This window comes from Nocardioides yefusunii (assembly GCF_004014875.1).
GTDB classification, from domain to species: domain Bacteria; phylum Actinomycetota; class Actinomycetes; order Propionibacteriales; family Nocardioidaceae; genus Nocardioides; species Nocardioides yefusunii.
The window spans coordinates 1,982,189-2,003,473 of sequence record NZ_CP034929.1 but is presented as its reverse complement, the minus strand read 5'-3'; the positions used below and the strand labels follow the sequence as shown (position 1 = coordinate 2,003,473).

16 protein-coding genes and 1 rRNA gene are annotated in these 21,285 nt (G+C 68.5%); 16 read left to right on the top strand and 1 reads right to left on the bottom strand.

What is annotated here, in order from left to right:
* Positions 1-15: 15 nt before the first annotated feature.
* The gene (locus tag EOV43_RS09070) at positions 16-303 is read left to right on the top strand and encodes a DUF4031 domain-containing protein (RefSeq protein ID WP_128220998.1); all 288 of its coding nucleotides are present in this window, start codon (positions 16-18) and stop codon (positions 301-303) included.
* On the opposite strand, the gene EOV43_RS09065 is transcribed toward EOV43_RS09070, so the two are convergent.
* Positions 236-913 carry an HD domain-containing protein gene (locus EOV43_RS09065; protein WP_206611304.1) on the bottom strand — a complete coding sequence of 226 codons (678 nt, stop codon included), beginning with the start codon at positions 911-913 and terminating at the stop codon, positions 236-238. The two genes, EOV43_RS09070 and EOV43_RS09065, sit on opposite strands and share 68 nt — an antisense overlap.
* A gap of 29 nt (positions 914-942) precedes the next feature.
* Here EOV43_RS09065 and EOV43_RS09060 point away from each other — a divergent pair, with 29 nt between their 5' ends.
* The 15 genes from EOV43_RS09060 (at position 943) to EOV43_RS08990 (ending at position 20,993) form a co-directional block, all read left to right on the top strand.
* Positions 943-1,992 carry a sensor histidine kinase gene (locus EOV43_RS09060; RefSeq protein ID WP_128220997.1) on the top strand — a complete coding sequence of 350 codons (1,050 nt, stop codon included), beginning with the start codon at positions 943-945 and terminating at the stop codon, positions 1,990-1,992.
* Between the two features lie 92 nt (positions 1,993-2,084).
* Positions 2,085-2,810, top strand: coding sequence for a response regulator transcription factor (locus tag EOV43_RS09055; protein ID WP_128220996.1), 726 nt, complete (start codon positions 2,085-2,087; stop codon positions 2,808-2,810).
* Positions 2,807-5,461 carry a DUF4153 domain-containing protein gene (locus EOV43_RS09050; protein WP_128220995.1) on the top strand — a complete coding sequence of 885 codons (2,655 nt, stop codon included), beginning with the start codon at positions 2,807-2,809 and terminating at the stop codon, positions 5,459-5,461. Before EOV43_RS09055 ends, EOV43_RS09050 begins: the two co-directional genes overlap by 4 nt.
* Before the next feature lie 265 nt (positions 5,462-5,726).
* The gene (locus tag EOV43_RS09045) at positions 5,727-6,824 is read left to right on the top strand and encodes a phenylalanine--tRNA ligase subunit alpha (protein ID WP_128220994.1); all 1,098 of its coding nucleotides are present in this window, start codon (positions 5,727-5,729) and stop codon (positions 6,822-6,824) included.
* A gap of 13 nt (positions 6,825-6,837) precedes the next feature.
* Positions 6,838-9,333, top strand: a complete 2,496-nt coding sequence (pheT, locus tag EOV43_RS09040) for a phenylalanine--tRNA ligase subunit beta (protein ID WP_128220993.1) — start codon at positions 6,838-6,840, stop codon at positions 9,331-9,333.
* 128 nt (positions 9,334-9,461) lie between these two features.
* Positions 9,462-10,505, top strand: a complete 1,044-nt coding sequence (argC, locus tag EOV43_RS09035; protein WP_128220992.1) for an N-acetyl-gamma-glutamyl-phosphate reductase — start codon at positions 9,462-9,464, stop codon at positions 10,503-10,505.
* Between the two features lie 80 nt (positions 10,506-10,585).
* Positions 10,586-10,978 (top strand): ACT domain-containing protein, encoded by a 393-nt coding sequence (locus EOV43_RS09030; protein ID WP_128220991.1) that lies wholly within the window; start codon positions 10,586-10,588, stop codon positions 10,976-10,978.
* Between the two features lie 49 nt (positions 10,979-11,027).
* Positions 11,028-12,179: a bifunctional glutamate N-acetyltransferase/amino-acid acetyltransferase ArgJ gene (gene argJ / locus EOV43_RS09025; RefSeq protein ID WP_128220990.1), complete on the top strand. Its 1,152-nt coding sequence runs from the start codon at positions 11,028-11,030 to the stop codon at positions 12,177-12,179.
* A gap of 11 nt (positions 12,180-12,190) precedes the next feature.
* The gene (argB, locus tag EOV43_RS09020; protein WP_128220989.1) at positions 12,191-13,111 is read left to right on the top strand and encodes an acetylglutamate kinase; all 921 of its coding nucleotides are present in this window, start codon (positions 12,191-12,193) and stop codon (positions 13,109-13,111) included.
* The gene (locus EOV43_RS09015; protein WP_128220988.1) at positions 13,108-14,322 is read left to right on the top strand and encodes an acetylornithine transaminase; all 1,215 of its coding nucleotides are present in this window, start codon (positions 13,108-13,110) and stop codon (positions 14,320-14,322) included. The genes argB and EOV43_RS09015 overlap by 4 nt, the downstream gene beginning before the upstream one ends.
* Position 14,323: 1 nt before the next feature.
* Complete coding sequence (gene argF / locus EOV43_RS09010; protein ID WP_128220987.1) at positions 14,324-15,247, top strand: ornithine carbamoyltransferase; 924 nt, start codon at positions 14,324-14,326, stop codon at positions 15,245-15,247.
* The gene (locus tag EOV43_RS09005; RefSeq protein WP_128220986.1) at positions 15,244-15,834 is read left to right on the top strand and encodes an arginine repressor; all 591 of its coding nucleotides are present in this window, start codon (positions 15,244-15,246) and stop codon (positions 15,832-15,834) included. Before argF ends, EOV43_RS09005 begins: the two co-directional genes overlap by 4 nt.
* A complete protein-coding gene (gene argG, locus EOV43_RS09000; protein ID WP_128220985.1) occupies positions 15,831-17,267 on the top strand; it encodes an argininosuccinate synthase in 1,437 nt (478 codons plus the stop codon). Before EOV43_RS09005 ends, argG begins: the two co-directional genes overlap by 4 nt.
* Positions 17,268-17,475: 208 nt before the next feature.
* Positions 17,476-18,903, top strand: a complete 1,428-nt coding sequence (gene argH / locus EOV43_RS08995; protein WP_128220984.1) for an argininosuccinate lyase — start codon at positions 17,476-17,478, stop codon at positions 18,901-18,903.
* 573 nt (positions 18,904-19,476) lie between these two features.
* A 16S ribosomal RNA gene (locus EOV43_RS08990) occupies positions 19,477-20,993 on the top strand.
* Positions 20,994-21,285: the final 292 nt, after the last annotated feature.

Sequence of the window (21,285 nt, the reverse complement as noted above, 5' to 3'; positions counted from 1 at the left end):
AGTGAGTCGTACCCGGTGATCCTCATCGACGAGGCGAGGGTCCCCGGGTACGGCACCACGTGGGCCCATCTGGCCAGCGACACCTCCCTGGACGAACTCCACGCCTTCGCGCGTCGTCTCCAGATCCCTGAGCGTGGCTTCGACCGCGACCACTACGACGTTCCCGCCGAGCACCACCAGCGGATGCTCGACGCCGGGGCGGTGCAGGTCTCCTCGCGCGAACTCGTCGTCCGACTCAGGGCTGCTGGTCTGCGTCGACCCAAGCCCCTGCACCTGAGTGCACAGCTGTCTCCAGACGCCTGAGTTCGTCGGTGGCGTTGCGTCGCGCATCCGCCTCCCATGCCGAGCGTGCCGCTGCCGAGGCGAACACGTGCTCACGCCCGAGGAAGTGACGCAGCACCTCCGCCCGACCCTGCGCGAAGAGTTCGTCGGGGACGGAGGCGTACTCCTGGCGGACCCCGGCGACGTAGGCCTCGTAGCGCTCGGGTGCTGCCGCCAGGATCGCCAGGTCCGCGTCGCACAACGCGATCCCGTCGACGTCCTCAGGAGCGGGGGAGTGTTCCCGGGTCAGCAGCACCAGACGTGCGACCTCCTCGACCTCGACGTCCGTCACGAGTCCTGTCAGCGCGGTGCGCGCCCAGTCGGCCGAGCGTCCCTCGGGATCGCGTGCGGCGTCGTAGACCGCATCGTGGAACCACGCGGCCAGCGCGGTGACGCGCGCGTCGTGGCCGGTGTGCGGGTGCAGGTCGTCGAGTCGGTCGAGCACCTCGGCGAGGTGCTGGAGATCGTGGTAGCCGCGTTGGGCCTGCGACCACGCGTCCAGCAGGGCTTCGCCCAGGGCGAGGCCAGTCGAGGATTCGGCCAGGGGCCACCGTCGGGCCAGACGGTCACGGAGGGCGGGTTCGAGGGGCACGGCACCATTGAACTCGTTAGATTCTCAGGGTGAACGCCGATCTCTTCGACTCCCTCCCTGACGGGGCCCTGGTTGCGGACTGCGACGGTCTTGTCCTCGCGGTCAACGCCGCCGCGCGGCAGATGCTGGGGGACGAGGCGCGACCGGGCGCCCGCCTCGACGACGCCCTGACGTTGGTGGACAACCACGGCGTCGACTGGTGCTCGGTGAACCTGCCCTACGACGGCCTCGGGACGCGCAACGGGGTGCCGGAGCAGACCTGGCTCCTGCCGGACGGACGGGAGGTCCTGGTCACGGCGCGGATCGTTCGTCCGACTCCGTCCTCGCCGGTGGAACAGGTGGCGTTGAGTCTGCGCAGCGGTCGCGGGCGCGCCCGTCTGGACCGTGAGCGTTCCGACCTCGTGGCCACCGTCGCCCACGAACTGCGCTCGCCACTGACCGGGGTCAAGGGTTTCGTCCAGGTCCTCCTCAACCGCTGGGACGTCCTCAACGACGACCAGAAGAAACTCATGCTCGCCACGACGCTGGCCGACGCCGAACGGCTGTCCCGCCTGATCGCGGAACTGCTCGACGTCGCACGACTCGACACCGGGCGGTTGGGACTGGCCGTTCGGCCGGTCGACCCCGACGTGTTGGTGCGGCGTGTGGTGGACTCGGTCTCTGCCTCTGCCGCCTCTCGGGAGTTCACCGTCAGCACCGAGAGTTCGGCGCAGGTGCTCGCCGACCCCGACAAGTTCACCCAGGTCGTCACCAACCTCGTCGAGAACGCCGTACGTCACGGCGACGGCACCGTCCGGGTCAGCCTCTCCGACGTGGTCGCAGCCGACCAGCCGATGGTGAGACTCGTCGTGAGTGACGAGGGGGACGGCATCGACGAAGACCTGCGCCGTCGCGTCATCACGAAGTTCTGGACCACCGGCACCGCGTCGGGCACCGGACTGGGGATGTACCTGGCCCACGGCCTGACCCGGGCCCATGGAGGTGACTTCATGATCGGCGAGCGCGACGGCGGCGGCGCCGAGATCGTGGTGCGCTGGCCTGCAGCCCCTGCCACCTCCGCGGCAGGTGCGGAGCAGTGACGCAGCGGGGCACGGAATCCGTGACGAACCTGCACAGTTCCTGCACGACGTCCCCGCCGTTCCTGCGCAGCCCGCTGCCTAGGTTCTGAACCATGACCACACCACCTCCCAGCCAACGCACGGTCCTCGTCGTCGAGGACGACCGGGCAATCAGTGACGCCCTGCGCGACCGTCTCGAGTCCGAGGGCTATCGGGTCCTGCAGGCCTTCGACGGACCCGACGCGGTACGTACCGGCGTCGAGGCCAGGCCTGACGCGGTGCTGCTCGACGTCATGCTCCCCGGCTTCGACGGGCACGAGGTGTGCCGTCGGCTGCAGGCGGTGTGGCCGGTGCCGGTGCTGATGCTCACTGCCCGCGACGAGGAGTCCGACGTCCTGGTCGGGCTGGCCGTGGGGGCCGACGACTACCTCACCAAGCCGTTCCGGATCCGCGAGGTCGTGGCCCGGCTGTCCGCGCTGCTGCGCCGGGTCGAGCGTGCCGAGAGCTTGCGTCGTGAACACACCGCACCACTCGACGAGGACGTCCTGACGGCCGGTGACCTGAAGGTCGACGTCGCCCGTCGCGTGGTGGAGGTGTTGGGGGAGCAGGTCGCCCTGACGCGTACCGAGTTCGACCTCCTCGCCGTGCTGGCCCGGGACCCGGGGCGTGTGGTGACACGCGAGCAGATGATCGACGAGGTGTGGGACTGGGCCGAGGCCTCCACCACCCGCACGGTCGACAGTCACGTCCGGGGTCTGCGCGCCAAGATCGGTGCGGCCCGGATTCGCACCGTCCACGGTGTCGGGTACGCGCTGGAACCGACGGGTTCGGCGCGATGAGCGCGCTCAGTGCCGTCACCTCGATCAAGACCAAGCTCGGGCTGCTCGTGGCGGCCTCCGTCGTCGTGGCTGCCGTGGTCGGTGCTGCGGGCGGGGTCGCCCAAGTGTCGTGGTGGATCGTCCTGCCGGTCACGGTGCTGCTGGCCCTCACCGTCACGCAGTTGCTCGCTGCCGGGATGGTGGCGCCGTTGCGCGACATGACGGCGGCCGCCTCCGCGATGTCGGCCGGCGACCTGAGTCGCCGCGTACACACCGACAACACCGACGAGGTGGGACAGCTCGCCCGGGCCTTCAACCGGATGGCCGAGGACCTCGCCGTCGTCGACGCCGAACGCCGCGACCTGATCGCCACGGTCTCCCACGAACTGCGCACCCCCGTCACGGCGATGACCGCCCAGCTGGAGAACCTCGCCGACGGTGTCGTCGAGGCCACCCCCGAGCGGATCGCGCAGGTGCTCAGCGCCGCCGAACGCCTCGGCGACCTCGTCTCCGACCTGCTGACCCTGTCGCGGCTCGAAGCCGGAGTCGTCGACCTCGCCGTCATCCCCGTGGAGCTCAAGGCACTCGTCGAGCAGTGCGCCGCCGAGGTGCGGCGTTCCGGACGGGGAGCCGAGGTCCACGTCGAGTTCGACGACGACCTCGTGGTGCACGCCGATCCGGCGCGTCTGCGCCAGGTGATCATCAACGCCCTCGACAACGCGGCCCGTCACACGCTCGGCGACACCCCGGTCCGGGTGCTCGCGGGCACGGACGCGAGTGGGCCGGACGTCGGACAACCAGGCGCACAGCCAGGTGTGCAGCCAGGTGTGCAGCTCACCTGGATCGAGGTGCGCGACGGTGGAGCGGGCGTGGCATCCCACGACCGCGAGCGCGTCTTCGAACGCTTCGGCACCGATGCCGGCGGCGGGACGGGTCTCGGACTCGCCATCGCCCGGTGGGTGGCGACCCTGCACGGTGGCACCCTCGCCTTCGTCGACCCCGTCGAGGGGGAGAGCGGTGCACGTCTGCGACTGGAGTTGCCCGCACTGCCAGCGACCGCAGGCCAGAACGGAGCGACGAGTCCCTCGCGCCCCCTGAGTGTCACTGCGCAGGCCGCGACCGATGCGCCGTCGGGGCGCACGACCGCACCAGCGCCAGGGCCTCTCGACGGCATCTGGCCCTCGCGCGACGACCGTCCCCGTCCGGGCCTGCTCGTCGCGACAGCGCTGGTCGCCCTGTGCGGAGCAGCCTGGATGACGTTCCACGGCCCAGGGTTGGCGTGGACGGCTGTGCTCGTCGCCGCCGGAGCCGTGGCGTGGTCGGCCTCCCCGCACCGTCGTTCCCCGTTCACGCTGACCACCTCGCTGCTCGCGCTCGGCCTCGTCGCGGTGATGGCGTGGAGTGACAACGCCGCACTGGGGCTGATGGGCGTGATCGCCGCCTCCGGGGTCTTCCTCGCAGGCCTCACCCGCGCCCGCACCTTCATCGGGATCCTGGTCTCGGGGCTGGCGTGGCCGCTCTCGTCGCTGCGTGGCCTGCCGTGGTTCGGCCGTTCCCTGGGCGTCGTCGGGCGGGCCGGTGCCCTGCCCGGGGTGGCCCGCACCGTCGGACTCTCGCTCCTCGCCCTGGCGGTCTTCGTCGCCCTCTTCGCCGGAGCTGACCCGACGTTCGCCCGCTGGATCGACGCCTTCGTCCCCGACCTCAGCCTCGGTGACGGCGTGCTGCGACTCTTCGTCGGCGGTTTCGTCTTCGCCACCACCCTGGCCGCCGTGCATCTCGCCGTGAACCCGCCCGACAGTGACGTCTTCGCCCGGGTCCCGGTCCGCGCCGCCAGCCGGTGGGAGTGGCTGGTCCCGGTGCTGGTGGTCGACGCCGTCTTCCTCCTCTTCCTCGCCTCCCAGATCAGGGTCGTCACTGCGGGGGACCAGTGGCTGCGCGAGACCGCCGGGATGACCTACGCCGACTACGTCCACCAGGGCTTCGGCCAGCTGGTGGTCGCCACCCTCCTCACCCTGGTGGTGGTCTGGGCAGCGTCACGTCGCGCGTCCCTGCGGCCACAGGACCGCCCCTGGATGCTCGCCTCCTGCGGGCTGCTGGGGCTGGCGGCCATCGGAGTCGTCGCCACGGCGGTGGGACGGATGCGGGTCTACGAGGACGCCTACGGCCACACCGTCATGCGGTTGTTGGTGACCGTCTTCGAGGGATGGCTCGGGGTGGTCCTGGCCTCCGTGCTCCTGCTCGGGTTGCTGCGACGCGGTGCGTGGGTGCCCAGAGTGGCACTGCTCAGTGGCGCGGCCGCCCTGCTCACGCTGCTCCTGGTCCGTCCCGACGCCGTCGTCGCCCAGCGCAACGTCGACCGGTTCGAGGCCACGGGTGAGCTCGACGTCCTCCACCTCTCCGGCCTGTCGCGCGACGCGGTCCCGGCCGTGACCAGGTTGCCCGAGCCGGTTGCGCTCTGCGTCGTCGAACTCTCCGACTGGGGCCGGGGTGACTTCGCCGTGCCGACGCTGGCTGACTGGAACCTGACGGCGACCCGGGTCGACGCCGACCTCGCTGCGCTCCGTGAGAACGCCGTGCGCACCCAGGGCGACCAGGGCTCGGCCTGCGGCGCGCTCCCGGGCGGGGACGATGTCGTGGCCGGGGTCGCGACCCTGCAGCTCACCCAGCAGTGAGCAGGCCCAGTGCAGGACCTGACCCTCACGCGCGGATCCCGCGTCGACGCCGACCGGGCCGGGGGTGCGTACCATGGAGACGTGGTGCGCACCCTTGACGTCGGCAGGCGATTTACCTGCCCCGGACCCGTGGCGGGTTCGGGAGCCTGAGTGTGCGCCGCGAGTGAGGCACACACCTCACTCCAGCCGCCGGGTCCGGGGAGACGGACCGACCGCGTAGACCCATAGAATTGGCGCGTCTCTGCACGCTGCTGGAAAGGGAGCCATGTCCGGCCCCAACACTGATTTCGACCCCGTCGAGGTGACGCCGCTCCAGGCGGAGGAACTCGAGGCCATGCGCGACGCCGCGATCGCTGCGTTCGAGGCCGCGACCGACCTCGACGAGCTCAAGCAGGCCCGTCTCGACCACGCCGGCGACCGTTCGCCGATCGCGCTGGCCAACCGTGAGATCGGTGCCCTGCCCCCGCAGGCCCGCAAGGAGGCCGGTGCCCGCATCGGCAAGGCCCGCGGTGCCATCAACAAGGCTCTGGCCGAGCGTCAGGCCGTGCTCGAGGTCGAGCACGAGGAGCGCATGCTGGTCACCGAGACCGTCGACGTCTCGCTGCCCACCGCTCGTCGTCGCCGCGGCTCGCGCCACCCCCTGACGATGCAGTCCGAGGTCATCGCAGACGTCTTCGTCGCGATGGGCTGGGAGATCGCCGAGGGCCCGATGGTCGAGGCCGAGTGGCTCAACTTCGACGCCCTCAACCTCGGTGCGGACCACCCCGCCCGCACCATGCAGGACACCTTCTGGACGGTGCCCGCGGAGAACCACGTCGTGCTGCGCACCCACACCTCCCCGGTGCAGGCCCGCACGATGCTGACCCGCAAGCCCCCGATCTACGTCGCCTGCCCCGGTCGCGTCTTCCGCACCGACGAGTACGACGCCACCCACAGCCCGATGTTCCACCAGGTCGAGGGTCTCGTCGTCGACGAGGGCATCACCATGGCGCACCTCAAGGGCTCCCTGGACCACCTCGCCACCGCGCTCTACGGCGAGGGCATCACGACGCGTTTCCGCCCGTCGTACTTCCCCTTCACCGAGCCGTCGGCCGAGGTCGACCTGCGCTGCTTCGTCTGCCGCGGTGAGAACAGTGATGAGTGCCGTACCTGCCGTGGTGAGGGTTGGATCGAGTGGGGCGGCTGCGGCGTCGTGAACCCGCGCGTCCTGATCGCCTGCGGCATCGACCCGGAGGTCTACTCCGGTTTCGCGTTCGGCTTCGGCATCGACCGCACCTTCATGTTCCGTCACGGCCTGGACGACCTGCGACCGCTCTTCGAGGGCGACGTCCGGTTCAGCGCCGCTTTCGGCACCGAGATCTGAGGAGAGTAAAGAGATGAAGGCCCCCCTCTCCTGGATCAAGGAGTACGTGGACGTTCCCGAGGGAACGACCACCGAAGAGATCACCAGCCGGCTCACCATGACCGGCCTCAAGCTCGAGGCGATCGACAGCCCCGGCGCTGCCATCACCGGCCCGCTCGTCATCGGCCAGGTCCTCACCCAGGACAAGGAGCCGCAGAAGAACGGCAAGATCATCAACTGGTGCACCGTCGACGTCGGTGACGCCAACGGCACCGGCGAGCCGCAGGGCATCATCTGCGGCGCCCACAACTTCGGTGTGGGCGACAAGGTCGTCGTCGTGCTGCCCGGTTCGGTCCTGCCCGGCGGTTTCGCGATCTCCGAGCGCAAGACCTACGGCCACCTCTCGGCCGGCATGATCTGCTCGCACTCCGAGCTCGGCATGGCTGCCGACCCGTTCGGCAACGACGGCGACGGCATCATCGTCCTCCCCGCCGACGCGGGTGAGCCCGGCACCGACGTCCGCTCGATCCTCGGTCTCGACGAGGAGATCATCGAGTTCGAGGTCAACCCCGACCGCGCCTACGGCCTCAGCCTGCGCGGCATCGCCCGCGACGTGCTCGTCTCGGTCGAGGGTGCGTCCAACTTCCGTGACCCCGCCGTCCGTGAGACCCCGGCCGCGAACGAGGCCGGTCACCCGGTGCGTCTCGAGGACACCGAGGGCTGCCCGGTCTTCGTGGCTCGCAAGGTCACCGGTTTCGACCCGACCGCCCCGACCCCGCAGTTCATGGCCGACCGTCTCACCGCCGCCGGTATGCGCTCGGTGTCGCTGGCCGTCGACGTCACCAACTACGTGATGCTCGAGACGGGTCGCCCGATCCACGGCTACGACGCAGACAAGCTCAACGGTGCCCTCGTGGTCCGTCGTGCGGTCGAGGGCGAGAAGCTCACGACCCTGGACGGCACCCAGCGTGTCCTGTCGGTCGAGGACCTCGTCGTCACCGACGACTCCGGCGTCATCGGCCTGGGCGGCGTGATGGGCGGTGCCTCGACCGAGATCGGTGAGTCCACCACCTCGATCGTCGTCGAGTCGGCGCACTGGAACGCCACCGCGATGTTCCGCACCGGCAAGCGCCACAAGATCTCCTCCGAGGCCGGCAAGCGCAACGAGCGCGGTGTCGACCCGACGATCTGCGAGGCTGCCGCCGACCGCGTCGTCGAGCTGCTCGTCGAGTTCGGTGGAGCCACCGCTGACGCCGGTGTCACCGTCGTCGGACAGGCCCCCGAGATCCCCGCGATCACCGTCTCCGGTGACAAGGCCGCGAAGGTCTCCGGCATGGAGATCTCCGAGGAGACCGCTGTCGAGGCACTCCGCGCGGTGGGTTGCACCGTCACCGGCACCGGCACTCTCTCGGTCACCCCGCCGCCGTGGCGCCCCGACATGACCGACCCGCAGGACACCACCGAAGAGGTCATCCGCCTCGTCGGCTACGACAAGGTGCCCTCGATCCTCCCGGTCCCGCCGGCCGGTCGCGGCCTGACCCGCGCCCAGCAGCTGCGTCGTCGCTTCACTCGCACCATCGCGGGGGAGGGCTTCACCGAGGTCCTCACCTTCCCGTTCGTCGGTGAAGCAGACTTCGACGCCCAGGGCATCGCTGCCGACGACGAGCGCCGCAACGCGCTCCGCCTGGAGAACCCGCTCTCCTCCGAGGCGCCCTTCATGACCACCACGGTCCTGTCGGGTCTGCTCAAGGCTGCCCAGAAGAACGTCGGCTGGGGCACCTCCAGCTTCGGCATCTTCGAGACCACCACCGTCACCCTCCCGACGGGTGGCGCGACCACCATCCTCGGTGTCGACCGTGGTCCCTCGGCCGAGGAGTTCGCTGCCCTGCAGGCCGGTCTCCCGGCCCAGCCGCTGCACCTCGCGCTGGTCGGCGTCGGCGAGTCCGACGGCTCCGGCTGGTGGGGCGAGGGCCGTGGCGTGGAGTGGACCGACGCCGTGGACGCCGTCCGCGCCGTCGCTGCGTCGGTCAGCCTCGAGGTCACCGCTCGCAACGCCGAGCGTGCCCCGTGGCACCCGGGCCGCTGCGCCGAGCTCAGCGTCGGTGGTGTCGTCATCGGTCACGCCGGTGAGCTGCACCCCAAGGTCTGCGCCGCCTACGGCCTGCCGCGTGGTTCGGTCGCCGCCGAGGTCGACCTCGACGTCCTCATCGCACAGGGTGTCCACCTGCGTCCGGCCCCGACCTTCTCGGTCCAGCCGTTCGCCAAGGAGGACGTGGCCCTGGTCGTGGACGCCTCCGTCCCGGCCGCCGACGTCGAGGCCGCTCTGCGCGCAGGTGCAGGCGAGGACCTCGAGTCGATCACCCTGTTCGACGTCTTCACCGGTGAGCAGGTGGGCGAGGGCAAGAAGTCCCTGGCCTACGCGCTGCGCTTCCGTGCTGCGGACCGCACCCTGAAGGCTGCGGAGGTGTCCGCCTACCGCGACGCCGCCGTCGCCTCCGCGGTGGAGAAGGTCGGCGCCGTCCAGCGCTGATCCGCATCGTTCCTGGTCCCGTCCACCCATGAGGGTGGGCGGGACCTGTACGTTGTGCACCTGTTCGGGGGTGGTCTCAATTCGATGACGCCCCGCTCTCGCATGCACATGCATAAACATGTATGGTTATGCATGTGAGTGAGAACAAGGTCAAGGTTGCTGTTGCAGGTGCGTCCGGCTATGCCGGTGGCGAGGTCCTGCGCCTCCTGCTCGGGCACCCCGGCGTCGAGATCGGCGCCCTGACGGGTGGCTCCAACGCGGGCGAGAACTTCGGGCGCCTCCAGCCGCACCTGCTGCCCCTGGCTGACCGCGTCCTCGAGCCGACCACCCCTGAGGTCCTGGCTGGCCACGACGTCGTCTTCCTCGGCCTGCCGCACGGCGCGTCGGCCGCGATCGCCGAGGCTCTGCCCGCCGACGTCGTCGTCATCGACTGCGGTGCTGACTTCCGTCTCCTCGACGCCGCCGTGTGGGAGAAGTTCTACGGCTCCGCCCACGCCGGTTCCTGGCCCTACGGCCTGCCCGAGCTGCCCGGCCAGCGCGAGCAGCTCGCCGGCGCCACCCGGATCGCGGTCCCCGGCTGCTACCCGACCGTCTCCACCCTGACCATCGCCCCGGCCGTGGCCGCCGGTCTGGTCGAGGCCGACGTCACCATCGTCGCCGCCTCCGGCACCTCGGGTGCGGGCAAGGCAGCCAAGACCAACCTGCTCGGCTCCGAGATCATGGGCAACGTCAGCGCCTACGGCGTCGGCGGCGTGCACCGTCACACCCCCGAGATCGTCCAGAACCTCGCCAAGGTCACCGACGAGCCGGTCACCGTCTCCTTCACCCCGCTGCTGGTCCCGATGCCGCGCGGCATCCTCGCCACCGTCTCCGCCCCGCTCAAGGGCGACGTGACGCCTGCGCAGGCCCGTGCGGTCTACGCCGAGGCCTACGCCGACGAGCAGTTCGTGCACCTGCTGCCCGAGGGCGTCTGGCCCCAGACCAAGTCGGTCGTCGGTTCCAACGCCGTCCACGTCCAGGTGACCGTCGACGTCGAGGCCCGCCGTCTCGTCGCGGTCGGCGTCGTCGACAACCTCGCCAAGGGCACCGCCGGTGCCGCGGTGCAGTGCATGAACCTGGCCCTCGGTCTGGACGAGTCCATGGGTCTCACCACCGTCGGCCTGGCTCCCTGAGCCTGCGCTGACTCCCGCGGGGAAACATCCCCGCGTCCGCGGGTGGTGCGACACCACCCCTCGACCCGCAGACTGGACCCATGACCTTCAGCATCAAGCAGTACCCCGAACAGATCGCCGTCGTCCGCTTCGGTCCCGGCTCCGAGGTTCCCGGCTGGGCCGAGTCCTCGTCGATCTTCCAGGTGACCGCGACCGCCACCCACACCACCGTGGTGTGCGCAGCCCGCAACGTCCCCACCAAGGCACGTCACGTGCGCTCCTTCACCGCCTTCTCGGTGCTGAGCGAGCACACCCTCGAGGACGCTGGCGTCCTCGTTCCCCTCATGGCCACCCTGGCCGAGGCCGACATCTCCGTGGTCCCGGTCAGCACCTTCGAGGAGCCGTGGCTCCTCGTCCCCCAGAACGACGCCAAGAAGGCCGCCGCAGCGTGGACCGAGCAGGGGCACACCGTTGCCCCGGCCAAGCCCGCCTGACCCACAGCTCCACCTCACTCAGCCCCACACCGCTGAAAGGCACCCCGCAATGAGCATCACCGCACCCGCCGGCTTCACCGCTGCCGGTGTCGCCGCCGGACTCAAGTCCACCGGCGCGAAGGACATGGCACTGGTCGTCAACAACGGCCCGCGCTTCGACTCCGCGACCGTCTTCACCTCCAACCGCTGCAAGGCCAACCCGGTCCTGTGGTCCCAGGAGGTCGTCAAGGACGGCATCGTCCGTGCGGTGGTGCTCAACTCGGGTGGCGCGAACTGCTACACCGGTGCCGAGGGCTTCCAGACCACCCACGCGGTGGCCGAGAAGGTCGCGGAGAAGGTCGGCATCGGAGCCATCGACGTCGTCGTGTGCTCCACCGGCCTGATCGGTCTCGCCAACCCGCGCGAGAACATGATCGCCGGCGTCGAGGCCCTGGCCGCTGCGCTCACCAGCGACGGTGGCGACGACGCAGCCTCCGCGATCATGACCACCGACACCGTCTCCAAGCAGGCCGTCGTCGAGGGCGCGGGCTGGTCCATCGGTGGCATGGCGAAGGGTGCGGGCATGCTCGCCCCGGCCCTGGCCACCATGCTCGTGGTCATCACCACCGACGCCGTGATCGACGCTGCTGATCTCGACCAGGCCCTGCGCGCCGCCACCCGGGTCTCCTTCGACCGTCTCGACTCCGACGGCTGCCAGTCGACCAACGACACCGTGACCGTCCTTGCCTCCGGCGCCTCGGGCATCACCCCGCCGCTGGCCGACTTCACCGCCGCCCTGACGCAGCTGTGCACCGACCTCGCGACCCAGCTGCTCAAGGATGCCGAGGGCTCCGAGCACGACATCGCGATCACGGTCGTCAATGCCGTCACCGAGGACGACGCCGTCGAGGTCGCCCGCTCGGTGGCGCGTTCCAACCTCTTCAAGGCCGCCGTCTTCGGCAACGACCCCAACTGGGGCCGCGTGCTCGCCTCCGTTGGCACCACCCAGGCCGAGTTCGACCCCGCTGACCTCGACGTCGCCATGAACGGGGTGTGGGTCTGCAAGAACTCCACTCCGCACGCCGACCCCGCGACGGTCGACCTGACCCCGCGCGACGTCAGCGTCACCATCGACCTCAAGTCCGGTGACGCCCGCGCGACGGTGTGGACCAACGACCTCACGCACGCCTACGTGCACGAGAACAGCGCCTACAGCTCCTGATGGGGAACACGATGAGCACCCGACCCGACAAGAAGGCCGCCGCAACCCTGGCTGCCGCCCTGCCGTGGCTGAAGAAGTACCACGGCCAGACGATCGTGGTGAAGTACGGCGGCAACGCCATGACCAACGACGACCTCAAGGTCGCCTTCGCCGAGGACATCGCGTTCCTGCGCTTCGCCGGCTTCAAGCCCGTCGTCGTTCACGGTGGTGGCCCGCAGATCAACCGGATGCTCGACAAGCTCGGCATCGAGTCCGAGTTCCGTGGGGGTCTGCGCGTGACCACGCCCGAGGCGATGGACGTCGTCCGGATGGTCCTGGTCGGTCAGGTCCAGCGCGAGCTGGTGGGCCTGATCAACTCCCACGGCCCGCTGGCCGTCGGCCTCTCGGGTGAGGACGCCGGTCTCTTCCGTGCCGAGCCCGCCTGCGTGATCGTCGACGGCGAGGAGGTCGACCTCGGCCTCGTCGGTGAGGTCGCCGAGGTGCGCCCCGAAGCCGTTCTCGACCTCGTTGAGGCCGGCCGTATCCCCGTCATCTCCTCGGTCGCTCCTGACGCCGAGGGCCAGATCCACAACGTCAACGCCGACACCGCTGCTGCTGCCCTGGCCACCGCGCTGGGTGCGGAGAAGCTGCTGGTGCTCACCGACGTCGAGGGTCTCTACCGCGACTACGGCAACTCCGACGACGTCATCCAGGAGATCTCGCCCGAGGCGCTGGCCGAGATGCTCCCCACCCTCGACGCCGGCATGGTCCCCAAGATGCGCGCCTGCTACGAGGCCGTCACCGGGGGAGTGGCCCGCGCCACCGTCGTCGACGGTCGCGAGCCGCACGCCGTGCTGCTCGAGATCTTCACCGACGAGGGTGTCGGCACCCAGGTGCTGCCCGGCGTCGAGACCAAGATCCGCAACGCCTACGCCTCGGAGGAGTCCAAGTGAGCGCCCTTGCTGACACCGTCGCCGACACCGCTGCCTGGCAGGACCGGTACACCGGCTCGGTCATGAACACGTTCGGAGTGCCGCAGCTGGTGCTGGCCCGTGGCGAGGGGTCGAAGGTCTACGACGTCGAGGGTCGTGAGTTCCTCGACCTCCTCGGCGGCATCGCCGTCAACGCCCTGGGCCACGGCCACCCCGCGCTGGTCGCCGCGGTGACCCGGCAGGTCTCCGAGCTCGCGCACGTCTCCAACTTCTTCGCCACCGCCCCGCAGGTCGAGCTGGCCTCGAAGCTGGTCGAGCTGTTCGGTCACGACGCCCGGGTCTTCTTCTCCAACTCCGGCACCGAGGCCAACGAGGCCGCGCTCAAGGTGACCCGTCGCACCGGCCGCACCAAGGTCGTCGCGATGGAGCACGCCTTCCACGGCCGTACCCTCGGCGCGCTGTCCCTGACGGCGAAGGAGGCCTACCGGGCTCCCTTCGAGCCGCTCGGTGGCGAGGTCGTGTGGGTTCCGTTCGGTGACGTCGAGGCTCTGGCCGCCGCGGTCGACGAGAACACCGCCGCGGTTGTCCTCGAGCCCGTCCAGGGCGAGGCCGGTGTCAACCTGGCTGCCCGCGACTACCTGCTCAAGGTCCGCGAGATCACCACCGCTGCCGGTGCCCTGATGTGGCTCGACGAGATCCAGACCGGCATCGGCCGCACGGGTTCGTGGTTCGCGTTCCAGGACTCCGACCTCTTCGACGGCGACGTCGTCCCGGACCTCGTCACCCTGGCCAAGGGCCTCGGCGGTGGTGTCCCGATCGGTGCGACCATCGCTGCCGGTCCGGCCGCGACGCTGCTGGTCCCCGGCAACCACGGCACGACGTTCGGCGGCAACCCGCTGGCGACCGCTGCGGCTGGTGCCGTGATCGCGACCATCGAGTCCGAGGGCCTGCTGGCTCACGTCAAGCAGGTCTCGAAGGTGCTCGCCGACGGTCTCGCCGCTGATGCCCGCGTCACCGAGGTCCGCGCCGCCGGTCTGCTGATCGGCCTCGACCTCGTCGACGGCCTCGACTCCGCGAAGGTGATGCAGGCGGCCCTGGCGGCCGGTTACATCGTCAACGCGCCGACCCCCTCGCGCATCCGCCTCGCCCCGCCGCTGGTTCTCACCACCGACGAGGCCGAGCAGTTCCTGGCCGACTGGCCCTCCGTCCTCGACGCAGCTGCAGGAGCCTGACATGCCCCGACACCTCCTTGCCGACGACGACCTCACCCCTGCCGAGCAGGCCGAGGTCCTGGCCCTGGCCGCCGAGCTCAAGGCCGACCCGTACGGCCCCAAGCCGCTCGACGGCCCGGTCACAGTCGCGATGATCTTCGACAAGCCGACCCTGCGCACGCAGACCTCCTTCGGTGCCGGCATCGCCGAGCTCGGTGGACACGCGATGCTGGTCGACGGCGCGATGGCCGGCATCGGCAAGCGTGAGTCCGTCGCCGACGTCGCCCGCGTGCTGGGCCGTCAGGCCGGACAGATCGTGTGGCGCACCTACGCCCAGTCCGCGCTCGAGGAGATGGCGGAGTTCTCCGGCGTCCCGGTGATCAACGCGCTCACCGACGACTTCCACCCCTGCCAGCTCCTGGCCGACCTGCTCACGATCTCCGAGCACAAGGGACGCCTCGCCGGCCTCACCGCCGTCTTCCTCGGCGACGCCGCCTGCAACATGGGCAACTCCTGGGCGCTGGCCGGAGCCACGGCAGGGATGAACGTCGTCCTGTCCGGCCCCGAGGGCTACCAGCCCGAGCCGGCCATGATCGAGCGGGCCCGCGCGATCGCCGCCACCACCGGTGGTTCGGTCACCGTCGAGATCGACCCCACGGCAGCCGTCGCCGGCGCCGACGTCGTCATCACCGACACCTGGGTCTCGATGGGCAAGGAGGACGAGGCCGCGGCCCGTCTCGCTGAGCTCGCGCCCTACCAGCTCAACGCCGAACTCCTGGCCGGTGCCGCCGACGACGCGATCGTCATGCACTGCCTGCCCGCCTACCGCGGCAAGGAGATCACCGCCGAGGTGCTCGACGGTCCCGCCAGCGTCATCTGGGACGAGGCGGAGAACCGCCGTCACGCCCAGAAGGCCGTCATGACGTGGCTGCAGGCACGACGATGAGCAAGGTCCGTCCGCTCACGAAGGGTGCGCGTCACCAGCGCATCGTCGAACTGGTGACGCAGCACGAAGTGCGTTCCCAGGGTGAGCTGGCGGCACTCCTGGCCGACCAGGGCGTCGCCGTCACCCAGGCCACGTTGAGCCGCGACCTCGTCGACCTCGACGCGGTCAAGGTGCGCGGTGCCTCGGGACAGCTCGTGTACGCGGTGCCGGGGGAGGGGGGAGACCGTTCTCCCTCTGCGCCGCGTGAGTCCGGTGCGGCCCTGGATCGTCTCTCCCGCCTGTGCGGTGAGCTCCTGGTCTCGGCCGAGGCGAGCGCCAACCTGGTGGTTCTCCGCACTCCTCCGGGAGCGGCGCAGTTCCTGGCCAGCGCCCTCGACAAGGCAGACCTGCACGCGGTGCTGGGCACGATCGCGGGGGACGACACCGTCATGGTGATCTCCCGTGACCCGCTCGGCGGCGACGCGCTCGTGGCCCGGTTCCTCGACCTGGCCACCCCCCATCGGATCCCCGGTTCCACGCCCGGCGGCCCCACCCAGCAGACTTCTACCCACGCCCACTCCAGCAGCACAGCAAAGGACGCACAGTGAGCAAGGTCCTCACCTCCCTCCCCGTCGGCGAGCGCGTCGGCATCGCCTTCTCCGGCGGTCTCGACACCTCGGTCGCCGTGGCCTGGATGCGCCACAACGGTGCCATCCCGTGCACGTACACCGCCGACATCGGTCAGCCCGACGAGCCGGACATCGACGGCGTCCCGGACCGCGCGAAGCTGTACGGCGCCGAGATCGCCCGCGCGGTCGACATCAAGCCCCAGCTGGTCGAGGAGGGCCTGGCCGCGATCGCCTGCGGCGCCTTCCACATCCGCTCCGGTGGCCGTTCGTACTTCAACACCACGCCCCTGGGCCGTGCCGTCACCGGCACCCAGCTCGTGCGCGCCATGATGGAGGACGGCGTCAACATCTGGGGCGACGGCTCCACCTACAAGGGCAACGACATCGAGCGGTTCTACCGCTACGGCCTCATGGCCAACCCGTCGCTGCAGATCTACAAGCCGTGGCTCGACGCCGACTTCGTCAACGAGCTCGGTGGCCGCTCCGAGATGAGCCAGTTCCTCCTCGAGCACAAGCTGCCCTACCGCGACTCCGTCGAGAAGGCGTACTCCACCGACGCCAACATCTGGGGCGCCACCCACGAGGCCAAGACCCTCGAGCACCTCGACGTCTCCCTGGAGACCGTCGAGCCGATCATGGGCGTGAAGTTCTGGGACCCGTCGGTCGTCATCGAGACCGAGGACGTCACCGTCCGCTTCGAGGCCGGTCGTCCGGTCGCCCTCAACGGCAAGCGTTTCGATGACGCCGTCGAGCTGGTCCTGGAGGCCAACCGCATCGGTGGTCGCCACGGTCTCGGCATGTCCGACCAGATCGAGAACCGCATCATCGAGGCCAAGTCGCGTGGCATCTACGAGGCCCCGGGCATGGCGCTGCTGTGGATCACCTACGAGCGTCTCGTCAACGCGATCCACAACGAGGACACCGTCGCGCAGTACCACAACGAGGGCCGCAAGCTCGGTCGTCTGCTGTACGAGGGCCGTTGGCTGGACCCGCAGGCGCTGATGATCCGCGAGTCGATCCAGCGTTGGATCGCTTCCCTGGTCACCGGTGAGGTCACCCTGCGTCTGCGCCGCGGTGAGGACTACACCGTCCTCAAGACCGAGGGTGAGAACTTCTCCTACCACCCGGAGAAGCTCTCGATGGAGCGCACCGAGAACGCTGCCTTCGGTCCGCTGGACCGCATCGGCCAGCTCACCATGCGCAACCTCGACATCGCCGACTCGCGCTTCAAGCTCGAGCAGTACGCCAACCAGCCCCTCGACCAGGGCCAGGTCCTCGTCGAGAACGGCACCCTGTTCGGCGAGCTCCCGGTGGGTGGCGCCGACGTCATCAGCGCGAACCCCGACGTGGCCGACGAGTCCGACGTCGAGAACGCCGGTGACTCCGCCGCCATGGAGTTCGGCGCCGACTGATCGGCCTGCATCCGTCACGGGCGGCGTCCTTCCCACGAGGGACGGACGCCGCCCGTCGCGGTTCTCCACTCCTCGCTCCGGGCTCAGCCACCGGGGCAGCACCGCACGTCCAGCACCACACGTCCAGCACCACACGTCCAGCACCACACGTCCAGCAGTACGCACCACGCGGGGAGAGCCCCGCGGTCCAGAATCACGAGGAGCACCGATGAGCGCCAACGACGGCACCACCAACGAGGGCAAGCTCTGGGGCGCCCGCTTTGCCGGTGGCCCTTCGCCCGAGCTCGAGGCGCTCTCGCGCTCGACCCACTTCGACTGGCGCCTGACGCCCTACGACCTCGCCGGATCGCGTGCCCACGCCAACGCCCTGCACCGTGCCGGTCTGCTCTCTGACCACGACCACGCCGAGCTGCTGCGCGGCCTCGACGTGCTGGGGGAGAAGTTCGCCGCCGGTGATCTCGCTCCGTCGGTCCAGGACGAGGACGTCCACGGTGCGCTCGAGCGTCTGCTGATCGAAGAGGTCGGGGCTGACGTCGGTGGCCGGCTCCGCGCCGGCCGCTCGCGCAACGACCAGGTCGCGACCCTGTTCAAGATGTTCCTGCGCGACCACGGTCGCGTCATCACCGCCCAGGTCCTCGACCTCGTCGACGCCCTCACCGAGCAGGCTGCCGCCCACGCCGGCGCGATCATGCCCGGCCGTACGCACTTGCAGCACGCGCAGCCGGTCCTGCTCTCGCACCACCTGCTGGCCCACGTGTGGCCGCTGCTGCGTGACGTCTCCCGTCTGGCCGACTTCGACGCCCGCGTCGCCTCCGACTCCCCGTACGGTGCCGGAGCGCTGGCCGGTTCGACGCTGGGCCTCGACCCGGTCGGCGTTGCCACCGAGCTCGGCTTCACCGGTTCTTCGGCCAACTCGATCGACGGCACCGCTGCCCGTGACTTCGTCGCCGAGTTCGCGTTCGTCTCCTCGATGATCGGCGTCGACGTCTCGCGTCTGGCCGAGGAGGTCATCCTGTGGTCGACGAAGGAGTTCAACTTCGCGACGCTGCACGACTCGTGGTCGACCGGTTCGTCGATCATGCCGCAGAAGAAGAACCCCGACATCGCCGAGCTGGCTCGCGGCAAGGCCGGTCGTCTGATCGGCAACCTGTCCGGTCTGCTGGCCACGCTCAAGGCGCTGCCGCTGGCCTACAACCGCGACCTGCAGGAGGACAAGGAGCCGGTCTTCGACTCCGTCGACACTCTTGAGGTCCTGCTGCCCGCCTTCACCGGCATGATCGCGACGCTGAAGTTCAACACCGCTCGTATGGAGGAGCTCGCTCCCCAGGGCTTCTCACTCGCGACCGACATCGCCGAGTGGCTGGTGCGTGAGGGCACGCCGTTCCGTATCGCCCACGAGGTCGCGGGAACCTGTGTCCGGGTGTGCGAGGAGAACGGCATCGAACTGCACGAGCTGACCGACGCCCAGTTCGCCGAGATCAACCCGGCCCTGACTCCCGCCGTGCGCGAGGTCCTGACGATCCAGGGCTCGGTCAGCGCTCGCACCGGCCGCGGTGGCACTGCTCCGGTCCGCGTGGCCGAGCAGCTCGACGAGGTCCGCGCCCGCGTGGCCGAGCTGCGCTCGCAGATCGCCTGATCCGTCGGATCCTTCACCACGACGCCCCCACCGGCTCCAGGCCGGTGGGGGCGTCGCTGCGTCACCAGCACGGAGACGCAGGTCAGGAGCGGATTCGGCCGCGGGACCGTGACCGGCCGGACGCGGGGGAGGGGCATCCAACCACAAGGTGGGCGCCCCGAGTTGACGTGTCCTGTGAACGGGGTGTTAAGGTTTCACCTGTCGCCGCAAGGGACACGGACACAGCCCAGAAGGGCTGCTTGAACGAGTCACTGGCAGTGGCCACTTGATCAAAGAGAAACGTAGGTTTCTCGGAAATCGCCTGAATCGCTCGGTTTGACTGAGAGATTCACACCGACTAAGTTTAGTCGGGTTGCTCCAGAACGAAGTAGCCGCTCGAAAGAGTGGGTGCGGGATCTGGATGTGCTTGATCCTTGAGAACTCAACAGTGTGTCATAGTCGACGAATTAGTTTGATATGCCCCGTCGACTGGTCTTCTTCGGAAGAACAGTTAACGGATTTCTTTTGACAATAAATTCTGACAACAACATTGTCGGGGTTTGTTCTGTCGGGAATTGGCTTTTCTTTGAAATTTCAATGGAGAGTTTGATCCTGGCTCAGGACGAACGCTGGCGGCGTGCTTAACACATGCAAGTCGAGCGGTAAGGCCCTTCGGGGTACACGAGCGGCGAACGGGTGAGTAACACGTGAGTAATCTGCCCTTCACTTCGGGATAAGCACCGGAAACGGTGTCTAATACCGAATATGAACTGCCTCTGCATGGAGGTGGTTGGAAAGTTCCGGCGGTGAAGGATGTGCTCGCGGCCTATCAGCTTGTTGGTGAGGTAATGGCTCACCAAGGCTTCGACGGGTAGCCGGCCTGAGAGGGTGATCGGCCACACTGGGACTGAGACACGGCCCAGACTCCTACGGGAGGCAGCAGTGGGGAATATTGGACAATGGGCGAAAGCCTGATCCAGCAACGCCGCGTGAGGGATGACTGCCTTCGGGTTGTAAACCTCTTTCAGTAGGGACGAAGCGAAAGTGACGGTACCTACAGAAGAAGCACCGGCCAACTACGTGCCAGCAGCCGCGGTAATACGTAGGGTGCGAGCGTTGTCCGGAATTATTGGGCGTAAAGGGCTCGTAGGCGGTTTGTCACGTCGGGAGTGAAAACCAGGTGCTTAACACCTGGCCTGCTTCCGATACGGGCAGACTAGAGGTATGCAGGGGAGAACGGAATTCCTGGTGTAGCGGTGAAATGCGCAGATATCAGGAGGAACACCGGTGGCGAAGGCGGTTCTCTGGGCATTACCTGACGCTGAGGAGCGAAAGTGTGGGGAGCGAACAGGATTAGATACCCTGGTAGTCCACACCGTAAACGTTGGGCGCTAGGTGTGGGGTCTATTCCATGGATTCCGTGCCGCAGCTAACGCATTAAGCGCCCCGCCTGGGGAGTACGGCCGCAAGGCTAAAACTCAAAGGAATTGACGGGGGCCCGCACAAGCGGCGGAGCATGCGGATTAATTCGATGCAACGCGAAGAACCTTACCTGGGTTTGACATATGCCGGAAACACCTAGAGATAGGTGCCCCTTTTTGGTCGGTATACAGGTGGTGCATGGCTGTCGTCAGCTCGTGTCGTGAGATGTTGGGTTAAGTCCCGCAACGAGCGCAACCCTCGTTCTATGTTGCCAGCACGTAATGGTGGGGACTCATAGGAGACTGCCGGGGTCAACTCGGAGGAAGGTGGGGATGACGTCAAGTCATCATGCCCCTTATGTCCAGGGCTTCACGCATGCTACAATGGCCGGTACAAAGGGCTGCGATCCCGTGAGGGGGAGCGAATCCCAAAAAGCCGGTCTCAGTTCGGATTGGGGTCTGCAACTCGACCCCATGAAGTCGGAGTCGCTAGTAATCGCAGATCAGCAACGCTGCGGTGAATACGTTCCCGGGCCTTGTACACACCGCCCGTCACGTCACGAAAGTCGGCAACACCCGAAGCCGGTGGCCCAACCCTTGTGGAGGGAGCCGTCGAAGGTGGGGCTGGCGATTGGGACGAAGTCGTAACAAGGTAGCCGTACCGGAAGGTGCGGCTGGATCACCTCCTTTCTAAGGAGCACACACCCCGACAACCAACGAATGTTTGGTTGCGCATGGTGGTGTCTCACTAGTGGAATCGTCGATGAATGGCTTTGATCTGGAAGTCCAGGTCTTTCTAGTACTGCTTGCTTGCAAGCGTGGAACACGAAGATGTTGGAGCAGAGGTTGGGGTCGAGACACACTGTTGGGTCCTGAGGGATCAGGCCACACCCTGTGGGGTGTGACTGGTTTGCTCTGGCCTCTTTCGCTGAAGGACGACTGCTTGCGGTTGGCTGGATGGGTTGGTGGGTTTGTTGTTTGA